We start from the raw sequence: 16,989 nt of genomic DNA, 5'->3' as shown, positions 1-16,989 counted from the left end.
CCGGTCACCACCACCATCACCGAACAGGTGGGCAACACCAGCGTCAAGACCGGCAGCGAGTTCACGACGATGGAAACGACGCTGACCCAGACCGGTTACTACAACCCGAATGCGGCGCCGGGCCAGCAGTTCAAGGAAACCTTCATCGAAGGCGTCGATTACCTGAACAAGAACATCGCCTGGGCCGCCAACGGCTTGAGCGCGCCGGCCAACAATCCGTGGGACACCGGCTACAAGGGCTGGAGCGACCTGTCGGATGACCAGCGCGCACTGGTCCTGAAGACCCTGCGCTACATGGAGCTGTACGACTTCAGCTACAAGGCGGACTCGGTCACCATCCACCGTACCGAGAACGGCAACATCGAGGAAATCAAGGGCGCCGATGCCCAGCCGAAGTGGGCCAACAACCCGAAGGTCATCTACCACATCGACGTCGATGGCTGGCGCGACAAGTACGTGCTGATGCAAAGCGGCGCCCAGGAGCAGATCCTGAACCTGGCGTTCAAGAACAACATCCGCTACCTGACCGGCGACAACACCATGGACGGCGCCAGCAACGGCGCCTGGGACAAGCCCGCCGGCGCGAATGCCGGCGAACTGGTCGGCACCTACACCGACCACGCCAACGTGCGCTATACCCAGGACAAATCCGCCTGGACCCAGCCGAACGGCGAGGGCGACGACTTCGACGACAGTATCGGGCGCTGGGCCGCGAGCTATCTCGACGGCAGCGGCATCCGTACCTACCAGCTGCAGAAGCAGACCACGGCCGAGGGCAGCTCGAACACCACCACAACGGATGTCGGCTACCTGCCGGAATGGCAGTGGAGCGCCGGCGCCACCGGCGAAGCGCACGTGGCGAAATGGAAAGACGGCCGTGCGACCGACTACGTGCACGGTTCGGCCGAATACCTCACCCAGCTGGTCAGCAACACGGCCAGCCTGACCCGGATCGACGGCAGCCACACGGTCCGCGCCAACCAGCAGGTCGGCTGGGCCGAAGGCGGCGGCTCGGTCACGGCTTACTGGGACTCGAACTACCGCGGCGGCTCGAACTACTTCAGCAACAGCAGCAGCTGGATCGGCCGCGACGCGAACGACGAGTACACCTCGTTCCTGCTGGGCTCGAACACCCACCACGTGACCCTGTACTGGGACATCAGCTACGGCGGCGGCACCAAGGTCCTGTACGGCAGCACCGGCAACATCGGCGGCGACTGGAACGACGAGGTGTCCTCGCTGAAGGTGTACGGCTACCGCTACGAGAACTACAACGACTACTCCTACGCCTGGACCTCGGAGACCAAGAAGATCTACGACACGCGCAAGCAGCTCGACTACACGCTGAGCACGATGTCGACCGACATCTTCGGCATGAAGCCGGTGTACGAGACCCACACGGTCACCACCATGGTGACCCAGGAGCAGGAAGTCACGGTCTGGAAGACGGTGCCGATCCTGAGTACCGAGACCGTGCTGCGCACGACGGTGGCGATGGTCGACGCGCCGGCCCGTACCTATGGCGAGTTCGCCGGCGAAACCATCAAGGGCAACGCCATCGACATCGACGCCGGCGGCGCGCTGAAAGTCAGCGGCAAGCTCACGGCCGACGGCGCCATGGATCTGTCGGCCTCGAGCCTGGTGCAAATCAAGGGCAACACCGTGGACGGCAAGACCGTCAGCGCCTCGCTGAACGCGGCGGCGCTCGACATCCACGCCGGCACCACGCTGCTGGTCGACGACACGGCGACCGTGCGCGGCACCGGCGACGCGGCCAGCGTGAAGCTGAGCGCGAACGGCGACATGACGATCGGCGGCAGCATCGCCGCCGCCACCGGCGCCACGCTCGACAGCGTCACGGCCAAGGGCAATCACAACATCACCCTGTCGGGCAGCATCGACGCCGGCAGCATCAGCATTGCGGCCGGTTCCGGTGCCAGCAAGGATGGCGGCATCGTCGCCGACGGCGACGCCGTGCTGAACGCCAAGCTGGGCGACATCGATCTGTCGGCCGGCAGCTACGGCGGCAGCATCGCGCTGAACAATGCCACCCTGGACGCGGAGGCCAGCGGCGCCAGCATCAAGCTGAGCGCGGCGGCGGGCCACATCGGCCAGGCCGGCGGCATGCTGAGCGCCGACAGGCTCGACGCCGGCGCCGAAAACGGCATCGTGCTCTCGACCGCGGTCGGCAGTGCGGAGCTGGCGCTGAGCGGCGCCGGCGACATCAGCCTGGCCAACGTCGGCGACCTGACGGTCACAAACGCGCAGGCGGTCGACGGTGCGATCACAATCGCCAACCGCGGCGACCTGCACGTGGTCGAGGCCCATACCCTGGGCACGGGCGAACGCAACGACATCACCCTGAGTACGCGCCAGCTCGACGGCGCGAGCGCCGACATGGCGCTGGGGAACGTCAGCGCCGGTCCGCGCGGCACCCTGAGCCTGGACGCGCAGGGCGCGATCACCGGCGACAGCGGCACCGTGGTGGGCGGCAGCGAACTGCGCATCGTGGCAGTGGCCAACCTGAAGCTGGCCACCGACGTCGACAGCTTGTACATCGACAGCGCGGCTGCAAATCCGGCGCAGCGCGCCAGCGTCGACCTGACCCAGTCGGCACGCCGCCTGGTGCTGGGCGACGTCGCGCTGGCGCACGGCAGCTTCCTGCTCCGTGCCGGCGGCAACGTCGAAATCGTCGAGCTGAACATCGCCGCCAACGCCACCGGCGACGACATCAGCGTGACCGCCGCCGGCGACATCCTGGTGCGCCACGCCTCGGCCGGCATCTACCTGGCCAGCGCCTCGGACGCGCCGGCCATCGTCGACGCCCATGGCAACGCGGTTGCGGTGAGCCAGTTCACCTCGAACGGCAACATCACCCTGGACGCGGGCGGCCGCATCGGCGAAAGCGCGGCGGACGCCGCCGTCGACCTGGTCGCGAACCGCCTGACCCTGCGCGCCGCGAACGGCATCAGCGGTCTCGAGATCGCGGTCAACAGCCTGGATGCGACCACCATCCGCAACGACATCGTGCTGGCCGACTTCGACGGCGCGCTGGAAAAGAACGCCGGCCTGGTGCTGGTCGACGCCAGCGTCACCGACACCACGAGCGGGCGCAGCGTGGCCGACATCACGGCCCAGGGCGACCTGCTGGTCGGCGCCAGGGGCAAGGCCAGCGCCGACACCCTGCGCCTGGCCAGCACCGGCGGCAACGTCACGGTGCAGGCGCCGGATGCGGCGCCGGGTTCGAACTACGGCCTGCACTACACGCGCGGCATCGCCCTGAATGCGGCCAAGATCATCGACCTGTACGAGTTCAAGGCCGGCGCCGAGCTGACCGAATACCGTGCGGGCACGAACCTGGTGTTCGGCGCCGGCGCCGACACGCTGCTGCTGCCTTCCTCGATCAGCTCGGATACGCTGATCCTGGAAACCGGCGCCAGCCTGTCAGTCAAGGGCAACCTGTACGCCAACCGCCACCTGGAACTGGTGGCGGGCCAGAACGTGACCATCGACGGCATCATCGGCGTCAAGGGCACGCGCTTCGACGGCACGGCGGCAGGCAGCATCGGCGAGGTCCTGATGTCGGCGAAGGGCAGCAGCCAGATCCTGCAGGCGACCACCGAATACGAAGCCATCCTCGGCATCGACTTCAACAACGACGGCGACCTGAAGGACAGCCGCCAGGGCGCCCCGGTCCTGACCGACAGCGGCTTCATCAACATCCAGGCGGCGGCCTTGCCGGCCGACCGCTTCGAGCTGCGCGCAGCGAAGGACATCTACGTCAAGCTGGCCGGCGGCCTCACCATGAGCGGCTTCATCGGCGGCCTGAGCGGCTACACCTCGGCGCGCAACGTCACCCTCGACATCGGCGGCAAGCTGACGGTGCTGGGCGGGATCGTCGCGGCCGACCGCGCCAGCGGCCAGCTCGACGTCAAGGCGGCGGAAATCGCCGCCGACGGCGCCTCGGTCTTCATCGCCGGCGACCTGAACGTGAAGTCGGTGAACGGCGTGCAGCTGAACACCCTGGTCAACACCATTACCCTGCGCACCACCGGCGCGGGCAACGTCAGCATCAACGAATCCGACGCCCTGTACGTGAAGTCGGTCGTGGCCCAGCAGGGCCGGATCGACATCACGGCCGGCGGCGGCGAAAGCGGCGCGGCCGGCGGCCACGCGGCCGACAATCGCTACGATTTGCGCGTCGAGGAAGTGCGCACGATCGACGACGGCTACGGTATCCGCATCCGTTCGGCCGGCGACATGTACGTCGACTACGTCGAGGCCGGCTCGGCCAAGGGCGCGCAGAAAACGGCGGGTTCGAGCGTCGAAGTCGATGCGCGCGGCACCATCTACGAGATGCTGGCGGCGGTACGCAACGACAAGGGCGAGATCGTCGGCTATGCGCTCGACCAGCGCGACGCCGACCTGTACGGCTACAGCGTGTCGGTGAAGGGCGTGACGGCGCATGCGCCGAAGCTGCTCCTGAACCAGGACATGGCCGGCACCGGCAATGAACTCGAGGTGCGCTACACCGGCCCGGATGCGGGCGGCTTCAGCACCGGCGCCTCGGAAGTGACGCAGAACACCGCCCTGAGCATGGGCGGCGCCATCGTCGACATCGGCGTCTCGACGCCGGTGCAGGCCGGCGTCGCCATCGCCCAGGTGAATCGCATCGCCTTCGGCGGTGCGGTGGCCGACGGCACCACCGTCACCGTCAAGGTCAACGGCCATGCCTATGCGGCGACCGTCGGCAAGGACGGCGTGACGGCGTCGTGGAGCTCGGTCCTGGACAAGCTCGACGCGCTGATCTCGAGCGGCGAGCAGGTCGACGTCGCGGCCGATCCGACCAACAAGCAGTTGATCCTGACCGGCAAGGTCGCCAACCGCGCGTTCAGCGTGGACGGCGTCACCGTCACCGAAACCTACCGCAACGATATTCGCGGCGCGGTGGACGACTTCGGCCTCACGCCGATCGTCGAAGCCGGTTCCAAGGTGGCCCAGGAATCGAAGATCATCTTCAACAACACCCTGAACATCGAGAACGGCAAGCTGTACGAAGTGGTGGTGAACGGCGCGGGCTACGGCGTGCGCAGCGGCGAAAACAACCTGCTGTACATCACCGGCGCGGGCAACGCGGCGATCTCGGTCGCCGTCCAGCAGTGGGGCGCCTCCGCCGATCAGGGCAGCGCCGACATCAATGCCGAGTCGAGCAGCGACGACGACTTCGAACGCACGATCGACCTGTCCGAGATGCGCCTGCTGGCCGATGGCCGCTACAGCATCACGGTCGGCAGCGATACCTTCCAGGTCGAGGCGCCGCGTAGCGGCGCGACCCTGGCCGACATCGCCAGCGCGCTGGCCAGCGCCATCGACGCGGACGCCGGCTACACGGCCAGTGCCAGCGGCAAGGTGATCACGATCAGCGCCGGCGCCGGCAAGGCCACCATCGTGGCCAGCCTGGAAAGCCTGTCCGACATCGCCGGCAACGACGCCTGGAGCGCGAGCCAGACCGGCCAGGCCGGGCGTTCGCTCGACCTGAGCGCGCTGCAAGCGGTGGACAACGCGGCTTACACCGTCACCGTGGGTGACAAGGTGTTCCGCATCAGTGCAGGCGGCAGCGCGGCGCTGAAAGACATCGTGGCCGCCCTGGCCGTCGAGATCGACGCCGACGCCGCGTTCGGCGCCAGCGCCTCGACCTTTACCGTGGATGTTTCGTGGAACAGCGTGTTCGAGCACCTCGGCACCCTGATCGAAAAAGGCGAGAAGATCGACGTCAGCGCGACCGCGCAAGAGATCTCGAACCACACCCTGGTCTTGAAGGCCAGGGACACCAACGTCGCCTTTACCGTGGACGCGGTGGGCGTGAGCGCGCTCGCCAGCGTGGTCGACCACGGCGCCGAGCCGCTGCGCGCGGCGGCTACCGGCGTGGCCCAGCAGAGCGAAGTCGTGTTCGGCGGCAGCGTTGCCGCCGGCACCGTGTACGGCGTGGTCGTGGACGGCAAGGCTTACCTGGTCCGCACCGGCCTGAACGACTACCTGACCGTGAACAACGCCGACGACGCCCTCATTGCGCTCTCGGTGCACAAGGATGGCGTGGCGGAAACCGCCGAAGGCCTGGGCCTGGGCCAGGTGAAGGTCAGCGCCGCCGGCCACGACCTGGCGCGCACCGTGACCCTGACCGGCCTGAGCGCGATCGCGGGCGACACCTACACCCTGAAGATCGGCAGCGAGAACTTCAAGTACACGGCCAAGGCCGGCGACACCACGCAGGACATCGCCACCGGCCTGGCAGCGGCGATCGCCAGCGCCCATCCGGACGGCGAAGGCAGCGGCCGCGTCACGGCCAGCGTGCGCCAGCTCGACGTGGCGGGCACCTGGACCGGCGTGCTGGGCGCGCTCGAGACCCTGGTCGAAGCCGACGGCCGCGTCAGCGCCGCGGTCGACGCCAGCGACAAGAGCCTGACCCTGACCGCGACCGCCACCAACACGGCGTTCGCGATCAACGCCGTGCTGGCCACCCCGGCGCTGACCGTGCTGGTCGACGCCGTCCAGCCGACGGTTGTCGCCGGCCACGACGCCAAGCAGGTCACCACGATCGTCTTCGACGACCCGGCCGACGCCGCGAACGACCCGGCCGACGCGGCGTACACGCTGAAGAACGGCTTCAGCTACACCATGAAGGTGAACGGCAACCCGTACACCACCACGGTCGGCGACGGCGCCGGCCAGGTGGCGGCCAACTGGAGCGCGATCCTGAATGACCTCGGCACGAAAATCGCCGCCCGCGAAGGCGTCGGCTTCAGCGTCGACGCCGCCAACTTCACCCTGACCCTGACCGCCGTCGCCGACAACACCGCCTTCACGGTGGCCGACGTCGCCGTGAGCGAAGCGGGCGTGCGTGCGGTGGACGGCGGCGTGGTCTCGAACGGCGCCACCCCGAGCGTGGCAGCAGGCGTCGACAGCACCCAGCGCAGCGAACTCGAGTTCCGCGACACGCCGAAGGGCAGCTTCCTGTACACCGTCGTCATCGACGGCGGCAGCTTCAGCGTGAAGGTCGGCGACACCGTGGCCGGCCAGACCGTGACGGCAAACTGGGCCTCGGTCCTGGGCGCCCTGGCCGCGAAGATCGACGCCAGCAGCGCCGGCGTCGACGCTTCGCTCAGCGGCCAGACGCTGGTGCTGGTGGCCAAGGAGGCGAACGACGCCTTCCGCGCCAGCGCCTCGGCCCAGGACAACGACCCGGACCGCCAGCTGAAGGTGGACGGCGACTTCGTCCTGATCGTGCCGGACCGCGCCGCGGGCAGCTTCTCGCTCGAGGCCAGCGGTTCGCTGACGGTGGTGAACCTGCCGACCCACGCCGGCGAAACCATCCACCTGGGCGCCAAGGACGGCTCGCTGGTGGTGGTGTCGAGCCTCGACGTCGGCAGCGCCGGCAGCGTGACGCTTGCCGCGGGCAAGGGCCTGACCCTGGGCGGCACCATCACCGCGGGCAGCCTGGACGTCACCGCGGGCGGCGAACTGACCCTGAACACGGCCGTGTCGAGCATGGACATCGACATGTCGACGGCATCGAGCCAATCGAGCCTGGTGGTGCAGCAAAGCACCGCCGGCATGGCGCTGGCCATCGGCACCCTGGTCATGAGCGGCGGCGACGTCACCGTGATCGTCGACGGCGACATCACCATCGGCTCGCTGGTCGAGGCTGCCGGCTTCAAGGGCAACATCAACATCGTTTCCCTGCACGGCAACATCAGCATCGGCAACCTGCTGGCGGGCGGCGGCCATGTGACGCTGAGCGCCCTGAACGGCTCGGTCACGGCCGGCACGAATGGCGGCGTGCTGGTGGCCGACACCCTCGACATCAGCGCCGGCGGCAGCATCACGGTGAAGGCAAGCGGCGGCGCGGGCGGTCTCACGGTCAACACGCTGGAAAGCAGCGGCCACGGCGCCGTGGTCCTGAACGTCGCGTCCTCGCTGGTGGTGAACGCCGCCATCGCGGCCGGCGCCAGCAACGCGGTCAGCCTGAATGCGGCCGGCACGCTGGTCGTCAACAGCGCGGTGGTCACCGAACTGGGTTCGATTACCCTGAACGGCGCCACCGGCTTGAGCCTGGCGGCGGAAGCCGACCTGAGCTCGCGCACCGGCGCCATCACCCTGGACGCCGGCAGCGGCGCCCTGCGCATGGCCGGCGACACCGTCGTCGATGCCGGCTCCGGCATCCTGAAGCTCGATGCGGGTGGCCAGATCACGCTCGGCAAGCTGGTGACCACCTCGAACGCCGACCTGGTCATCCACAGCGGCGGCGTGGTCGACGGCGCCGAAGGCAGCACCGACATCGTGGCCGCGGATGCGCGCCTGGTGATCGTCGCCAACGGCGGCATCGGCGCGGCCGGCAACGCCATCGAGACCCAGGTGCGTGCACTGGACCTGACCAACAACGGCACCGGCGACATCGCCATCCAGGACGTCGATTCGCTGGTGCTGGAACGCGTGGTGCAGAACGGCGCCGGCGAAGTCAAGCTGTCGACCCTGAACGGCGCGCTCGACACCGTGCGCGGCGGCGCCGGCGTGGTCTCGACCACCGGCAACGTCAATTTGTATGCAGGCGGCGCCAATGGCCATATTACCCTCGGTGCGGACATCGTCACCGGCGGCGGTGCGGTCAGCCTGCGCGCCGAGAACGGCAACGTCCTGCTGGGCGCGGGCATCCGCGTCCACGGCAGCGGCAACATCGACATCACGGTGGCCAAGGGCGCGCTGCTAAACGACGCCAGCGTGAGCAACTGGAAGAGCGTGAATGGCGCGATCGACCCGCAGGTCGATTGGGCCATGCGCTACGGTAAATTCACGGCCGACCAGGCCACGGGCGAAATCCGCAGCGCCAACATCGAGGACTACAACGTCGCCAACCACCTGGCCAACGGCGTGGTGCTGCGCGCGGCGGGCGGCGCCTATGTCCAGACCACGGGCGGCAAGCTGACCATCACGGCCCAGGGCGCGATCGGCGCCGCCATGCCGGGCTTCCTGTTCAGCCCCGACTCGATCGTGATCGATGCGGTCTCCTTGAGCGTAAGCAGCATCGAGCGCGCCAACGTTTCGCTGATCGCCACCGGCACCGTGCAGGTGGAAGCCGGCAGCGGCAGCGCCGACAGCGGCACCCGCGGCGGCAGTACCGGCGTGTCGAACCTGAGCGGCAGCCAGGTCATCAGCCAGGCGATCGACGCCTCCGGCGAAGACATCACGATCCTGGCGAATGACGTGCAGATCGGCGCCGGCGTGCGCAGTGCCGGCGCCCAGCTGAGCATTGCCGCGCTGGACCCGACCCGCACCATCTTCCTGGGCGACGACGCCGCTGGCGGCCTGTCGAGCAGCAATGCGCTCTACATCAGCAACAACGCGCTGAACAACCTGAATGACGGCTTCCGCCAGATCCTGATCGGCGGCGCCCAGAGCGCGGCCCACATCGTGATCGGCGACACCGCCGGCACTCTTGATGTGGTGCTGAAGGACTCGCTGGTGGTGCAGAATTCGCTGTTGGGCGGCGAAGTGGCGATCAACCAGAACCTGGTGCTGCAGGGCGAATCCGGCCTGACGATCTACGGTTCCGGCCACACCACGACGATCTCGGCCAGCAGCGTCAGCGCTTCCTGGGCCTATATCGACGACTCGGTGAAGATCGACGGCGCCACCGCCACCAACCACAAGGTGGTGCTGACGGCGACCGCCGGCGACATCCAGCTGGGCGGCTCGGCGGCGCATTCGCTGAACGGCGACGGCCTCGATCCGGAAGACTTGCTGGAACTCTCGGCGAGCGGCAACATCGTCGTCACCGGCATGGTGGGCAATACCGATGCGCTGGAAGGCATCACCATCACCCAGGCCAACAACGTCACCTTCAAGGGCGAGGTCACGGTCAACGGCGACTTCAGCATCAATGCCAGCGGCGTGGTCACCTTCGAGCAGTCGGTGCACCTGACCGCGGGCTCGTTCCGCATCACCGGCGCCACGCTGGTGGTGTTCAAGGGCGGCGTGACGGTCGACGGCGGCGGCGACATCTTCCTGGAAGGGAACGAGATCAACTTCCAGAGCGGCGAAAGCTCGATCGTCGGCACCGGCATCCTGACCCTGCGCCCGGCGACCGTCGGCATGAACATCGAAGTCGGCGGCCCGGCCCTGGAAAACACGGCTTACCTGAACATCGACAACGCGGAGATCGCGAGCTTTGCCTCGACCTTCAGCAAGATCGTGATCGGGCGCCAGGAAGGCGCGACCGTCGGCTACCTGGCCGGCGCGCATGCCGACGACCAGTCCGGCCAGGTGCGCCTGGGCGCGATCCAGGCGCCGCAGCAGTACACCTTCCACAGCGCGCTGGAAGTGTATGGCCAGAACATCGTGGTCGAAGACTTCGCGAACCCGGCCTTCCAGTTCATGGTGAACGGCAGCTTGAGCCTGGACGCCTACAACGGCATCTCGATCCACAACGGGGTCGAGGCGCACAACAGCAACATGTCGCTGTATGCGGCCACCGGCGCAATCGTTCAGTCGAATCCGACCGGCGACCTCGATGGCGCGTCGAGCGAACCGCTGCGTGCACTGAACCTGAGCCTGCACGCCGGCAGCGGCATCATCCTGCCGTTCGCGCAGGTGAACAGCCTCACCGCCGTGAACACCGGCGACGGCGACATCGTGATCAACAACCTGGCGCGCGACGCGGCCAGCGGCGCAGTTGGCAACTACGGTGGCGACCTGCGCGTGGACGGCATCAGCCAGGCCAGTGCGCAGGGCGACAACATCGCCATCTCCACCGGCGCCGGCAAGCTGCTGGTGCAGGGGGGCGGCATCGTCACCGTCGGTGGCGGCAGCGTCAGCCTGAACGCGGGCGGCAGCGGCGCGACCATTACCGTCGACAGCGCCATTGCTGCCAACGGCGGCGCGGTCACGCTCGGCGCGGACGGCAACGTCCACCTGCGCGATGGCGGCATCGCCAACAGCAGCGGCGGCAGCATCAGCGTGAGCTCGACCTCGGGCACTGTCACGCTGTCGGAGTCGATCGCCTCGAACGGCGGCCTGGTGCGCCTGAACGCGGGCGCCGCCATCGTCATGGACAGCGGCACCGCCGTCACCTCGGTGGGCGGCGGCAACGGCGCGGTCACCATGACCGCGGGCGGCTCGATCCTGGTCTCGCAGGTCATCGCCGACGGCGCCATTGGCCTGACGGCCGGCGGCGCCATCGTCGACAACCTGGCGGGCGACGGCATCAACCTCGACGGCGACACCGCCGCCGCGGCCCTGTCGGCAGCGACCGGCATCGGCAGCAGCGGCGCGCTGCAGACGCGCCTGGCCTCGGTCACGCTGGCCAACACCACGGCCGGCAGCGTGCTGCTGCGCGAAGCCACGGCGCTGCGCATCAATGGCGCGTTGCTCGGCGGCAGCGCCGGCAACCTGGCCATCGTGACCGTCGACGGCGCCATCGTCGTCGACGGCCTGGTCGACAGCACCGGCGCGTCCGGCAACATCCTGCTGCAAAGCGGGGAAGCGGGCGAGGGCACCGCAAGCGACATCACGGTGCGCGCCGACATCGGCTCGGGCGCGGGCAGCATCAGCCTGGTCTCGACCGACGCCATCGTCATCGACGACAACCTGGCCAGCTACGCGCCGCGCATCGAAACCCGCGGCGCCGGCAAGACCCTGGACCTGGCCGCGGCAAGCTTCATCACCCTCGAAGCCCAGGCCCAGCTCTTGGCCCGCAACGGCAACGTGCGCGTGGACGCCCAGGGCGGCGACCTGGTGCTCGGCGTGGTGAATGCCGGCACCGGCAGCGTCTCGCTGGCGGCGAGCGGCAGCATCCTCGACGCCCAGGGCGACGACGCGGCGGCCGTCCGTACGGTCAACGTGATCGCCGGCGCATTGCGCATGGAGGCTGGCGGCACGGTCGGCCAGGAGGCCGCAGCGCTCGAAGTGCAGGCGGCGACGCTGGCCTTTGCGGCGCAGGGTGGCACGCAGTTTGGCAGCTCGGTTCTTGCGAGCGGCAACACCACGCTCGGCCAGGTGGCTGGCGTGGCGGTGAACCGCGTCGGCGCCGACGGCACTGCCGTGGCAAACGCCGGCGGCGCAGCGCTGGCCGGTGTCCAGAACGGCAGCGGCAACCTGGTGCTCGGCGGCGCCAACCTGGTCATCGACGCGGCCCTGGTAGCGACCGGCGGCAACCTGCGCATCGAGGCGAGCGGCACCCTGGCGGTGAACGCGGCGCTGAGCGCGCAGGATGGCAGCATCAGCCTGCTGGCCGTGGGGAACATCACGCAGTCGGCGGCGGCAACGCTGTCGACCGCGGTCGGCACGATCGACGTTGCGTCGAGCGCCGGCGCGGTTCTCATGGTCGACGGTGCGCGCGCCGTCACCAACGCCGGCAACATCCGCTACCAGGGCGCCACCGGCGTCACGGTGGCGCTGCTGGACGCGCGTTCGAACGCCGACCGCGCGGCCGGCAGCCTGGCGGGCCAGGCCGGCTGGGGTGCGGTCAGCATCGTCAGCGGCGGTGTGATTGGAGACGCGGCCGAGGCGGGCAACGCTGTCGACGTGTACGCGAAAGCCCTGCGCCTGAACGCCGGCGCGGCCATCGGCAGCGGCGCCGATGCGCTCGACACCGAAACCATGCTGCTGAGCGCTATCGGCAACGGCATGTTCGTGAACGAGGTATCCGACGTGGTGCTCGGCGAGGTTGGCGAGATCCGCGTCGACCGCGTGCTGGCAAACGTCGCCACGGCCGGTTCGCAGCGTGCCGACGCGGCGCAGGCTGGCCTGGTCAGCGGCGCGGCGCTCGTGCTGCAGGCTGGCGGCGACATCGCCAGCGGCGCCACGATCGGTGCTGCGGGCAACCTGCTGTTGCAGGCTGGCCGCGACCTGTCGACCAACCTGGCTCCGGTCACGGCCGGCGGCAACATCAGCCTGTCGGCCGGACGCGATTTGATGCAGAACGCGGCGGTGAACGCGGCTGGCGGCAGCATCGACCTGGCTGCGGCGCGCAACGTCAGCATGGCCAACGGCATGACGGTCGCCGCCGGCGGCAACGTGCGTGTCGAAGCCGGCACTACGCTGGAGCTGGGCAGCATCGCCAGCGGCGCCAACGTCAGCCTGGTGGCGGCGTCCATCGTCGACATCGGCAACGACATCGACGTGCGCGCGGCTGCGCTGCGTATCGCGGCCGGCAACGTCGGCAGCAGCGCGGCCCACCTGCAGCTGGACGTGGGCACACTGGCGGCGACTGCCGGCAGCGGCGGCCTGTACCTGGACAACAGCGGCGCCCTGAACCTGGGCAGCGTCGCCGCTTCGGTGAACCGCGTGGCGGCCGACGGCAGCAGCAGCGCCGTGGTCGATGCGGCGATCAATGGCGTGGCCTCGGACGGCAACCTGGTCCTGGGTGCGGCATCGATGACGGTGACCCGTGACCTGGACGCGGCGGGTAACCTGCTGCTGGCCACGGGCGGCGATCTGTCGCTGGCGGCACAGGTCAGCAGCCAGCACGGCAGCATCTCGCTGGACGCCGGCCGCGACCTGCAGCAAACGGGCGCGGTGCGCACCCTGGAAGCGGGCCGCAGCATCGAGCTGCGCGCAGCCGGCAACCTGGCGATGGGCGCAAGCGCGTCGGTCGCCACACTCGACGGCGCTGTCAGCCTGTCGGCGGGCGGCAGCCTCACCGTGGCCCGTGTCGGCGCAGGCCAGGGCACGGTCGGCCTCCAGGCCGGCGCCAGCGTGCTTGACGCGGACGTGGCCGGCGACAGCCTGGTCAACGTCACGGCCGCCGCGCTGCGCCTGCAGGCGGGTCATGCCGTGGGCAGCGCGGCTAATGCACTGGAAACCAGTGTCGGTGTCCTGGCGGCGCAAGCCGGGGCGGGCGGCCTGTTCGTCGCTGAGGCGAACGGCGTCGCACTGGCGTCGGTTGGCCTGGGTGTCGAGCGCATCGGCGTCGATGGCACGGCGGCAGTCGGCGCCGTGGCGGCACTGAACGGCGTCGACGTGACCGGCAACGTGGTGCTGTCGGCGAACGCCGGCGACATCGCGGTGGGCGCCGGGCAGGCCCTGCGCGGCGCGCATGTGGCGCTGACGGCGGTACTCGGCGGTATCGTGGTCGGCGGCAGCGTCGACGCGGCGGCCGGCAACCTGTCTCTGGCCGCAAGCAACATCGTGGTCGATGTGGCGGGCCAGGCCAGGGCCACCGGCAACGTCGAATTCGATGCGGCGCGTTTGAACGTGGTATTCGGCAGCGTGCTGGCCGGCGGCGGCAAGCTGATGCTGAACGGCGGCGGCGACCTGGTGGTCGCGGCCGGCGCGGTGGCAGGCGCGCAGGGCGACGTGGAACTGCGTTCGGCCGGCGGCATCACCGTGGGCGGCAACGTGCAGTCGCTGGACGGCAACGCCGTCCTGGCGGGCGGCGCCATCGCGGTTGGCGCGCAAGGCCAGCTGGCTGCGCACGGCAATGCGGCGCTGCGCGCAAGCGCTTCGGTCTCGATCGAGGGCGCGCTGGACGCGGGCGGCAATGCGGTCCTGGTGGCCAACAACGGTAATCTCGCCGTCGGCGCTAATGCCGCGGTCCGTGCCGGCAGCGGCAACCTGCTGCTGCAGGCCGGCGCCGGAAATATCGTGCTGGACGGCGGCGCGCAGGCAGGCTGGAGCATCAGCCTGAACGCGCAAACCGTCGCCCAGAACGGCAAGCTGATGGCGGGCGACAGCATCGACGTCAGCGCGCTGGGCGCCATCCTGATGAAGGACGGTAGCGTGGCGCGCGGCGCCAGCCTGCGTTACGCGGCGGGTGGCGACATCGCTGTCGGCCTGCTCGACGCCGGCAGTGGCGGCGTCAGCCTGGTGGCAGGCGGCGCGATCGTCGACGCCCAGCGCGCCGGCGACGTGCAGGACCTGAACGTGAAAGCGGGCGCACTGCGCATGACGGCTGGCAGCGGCATCGGCATGGGCAATGCGCTGGACACCGCGGTCGCTTCGCTGGCGGCGTCCAGCGCCGCCGGCAGCATCGACCTGCTGGAAGCCGATGGCGTGAACGTGCCGGCAGCCGGTGTCGCCGCCGCTGTGGAGCGCGTCGGCCTTGATGGCAGCGTCAGCGTGGTGAACGACGCCGCGCTGGTTGGCGTGACCGCGGCCGGCGGCAGCACCACCATCGTCTCGCACACCGGCGAAGTGGTGTTCGGCCAGCCGCAGAACGTGGGCAGCGGCCAGGACCTGAACCTGGTCGGCGACGAACTGACGATCGGCCAACCGCTGGCAGGCGAGGGCGGTACGCTGGCGATCCGTCCGAACGACAACGCACTGGACATCCAGATCGGCGGATCGCGCAACAACAGCGGCAACGGCGGCCTGTACCTGGCGCCGGCAACGCTGGACAACCTGGCCGGCGGCTTCGACCAGGTGGTTATCGGCGGCGGTGCGGCGGCGCCGGGCCAGGACATCGTCATCGATGGCCGGGCCACGCCGGTCGTGTTCCGCGACAGCCTGGTGCTGGACGGTTCCGGCGCCGGCAGCCAGGTAGCCGTGTCCGGCCAGCTGGTGGCCGAGGCGCTCGACGTGCGCGGCGCGCTGGCCATCACCGGCCCGGTCATCATCTCGACCGGCAACGGTGCGGCAAGCGGCGGCGACATGGTCTTCGCCCAGGGCATCGACGGGGCCGGCACCGGGGCGAGCCTGGTACTGGCGGCCGGCGGCGACAACATCGTCGTCAACGGCGCGATCGGTGCCAACGGCGTGCTGGCTGGCCTGGCGGTGCGCGACGTGCGCAACGTCAGCTTCGCCCAGGACGTCACGGTGAACGGCGACGTCACCGTCGACGCGACCGGCGTGGTGCGCTTCGACGGCGCGCTGAACGTGGCCGGCGGTTCGCTGACCATCCGTGGTGCGAGCCAGGTCGTTATCGGCGACATCGTGTTCAGCGGCGTGGCGGGTGACTTCGTCATCGAGGCCGACAGCCTGGTCATGAACGGCGACGTGCACGGCGCCGAACAGGTCGTGCTGCGTCCGGGCGACGCCGGCCGCGACATCGTGGTCGGCGGTGCCGGCGCGGCCGGCGCCTTCAGCGTCACCGACAGCATGCTCGGCCACCTGGCCGGCGCAGGCCAGTTGGTGATCGGCGTGCAGGGTGCGGACGGTCATGCGGCAGCTGGCGCGGGCAAGGTCAGCATCGTGGCTACCGACTTCGCGGCTCTGACCAAAGCACCGCTGCAGGTCTTCGGCAGCACGGTCGTGGTCGAGGCAAGCGCGGGCAGCCTGGTCGCCGCCAACGACCTGGTGCTCGACGGCCGCGACGGCGTGGTCCTGCACGACAGCGTGTCGGCCACCCGTGGCGACCTGCTGGTGTACAGCGCGAACGGCGCCGTGCAGATGGATGCCGGCACGGTCCTGAGCGGCAGCGGTTCGGTAACGGCCCAGGCAGCCGGCAACCTGGCGCTGGCCGGGGTCGAGGGCAAGCAGGTGGTCGTGAAGAGCGGCGGCGTGATCCTCGACGCGGCAGGCGACGATGCGGTGAACATCGTGGCCGACACCGTGGCCCTGTACGGCATGGGTCCGCAGCTGGGCATGGGCAACGCGGTCGAGGTGCAGTCGCCATCTCTGTTCGTGGAAGCGCCGCGCGGCATCGTGGTGCAGGATACGGGCCCGGACGGCCGTACCCACTTCTACGTGCTCGACGGCGCCACCATGTACGAGGCGGCGGTGGCGGTCGGCGAAACGGTGCGTCACACCGAAGACCCGACCCCGGTGCTGCCGGTGCTGCCGTCGCTGGCACCCGCGCCGGCAGCCGGCTTCGGCTTCGACGCGTCGCTGCGCACGGCCTCGGTCAGCGGCACCGCGCTCTACCTGGCGGCACACGGCCAGGCCGATGCGCCGGCAAAGAGCGGCGCACTGGTCGCGAACGCGCAAGGCATCGGCGCCGATTCGGCCGACGCCACGGCGCTGCCGATCGCGTTCTGGCTGGAAGACCTGACGCTGTAA

At 69.5% G+C, this 16,989-nt stretch carries 1 protein-coding gene (running past one end of the window); it reads left to right on the top strand.

Going from position 1 to position 16,989, the window contains the following annotated elements; translation table 11 throughout:
• Positions 1-16,989, top strand: partial view of an LEPR-XLL domain-containing protein gene (locus ACWYRN_RS22980; protein ID WP_488690119.1) — the 3' portion only. The gene continues 17,415 nt to the left of window position 1, outside the view; the window shows 16,989 of its 34,404 coding nt (coding positions 17,416-34,404); its start codon lies off the left edge, out of view; its stop codon occupies positions 16,987-16,989.

The organism is Massilia sp. BAP21, assembly GCF_057801335.1.
The sequence above is the reverse complement of the archived record's forward strand: the minus strand, read 5'-3'. Positions and strand labels throughout refer to the sequence as shown.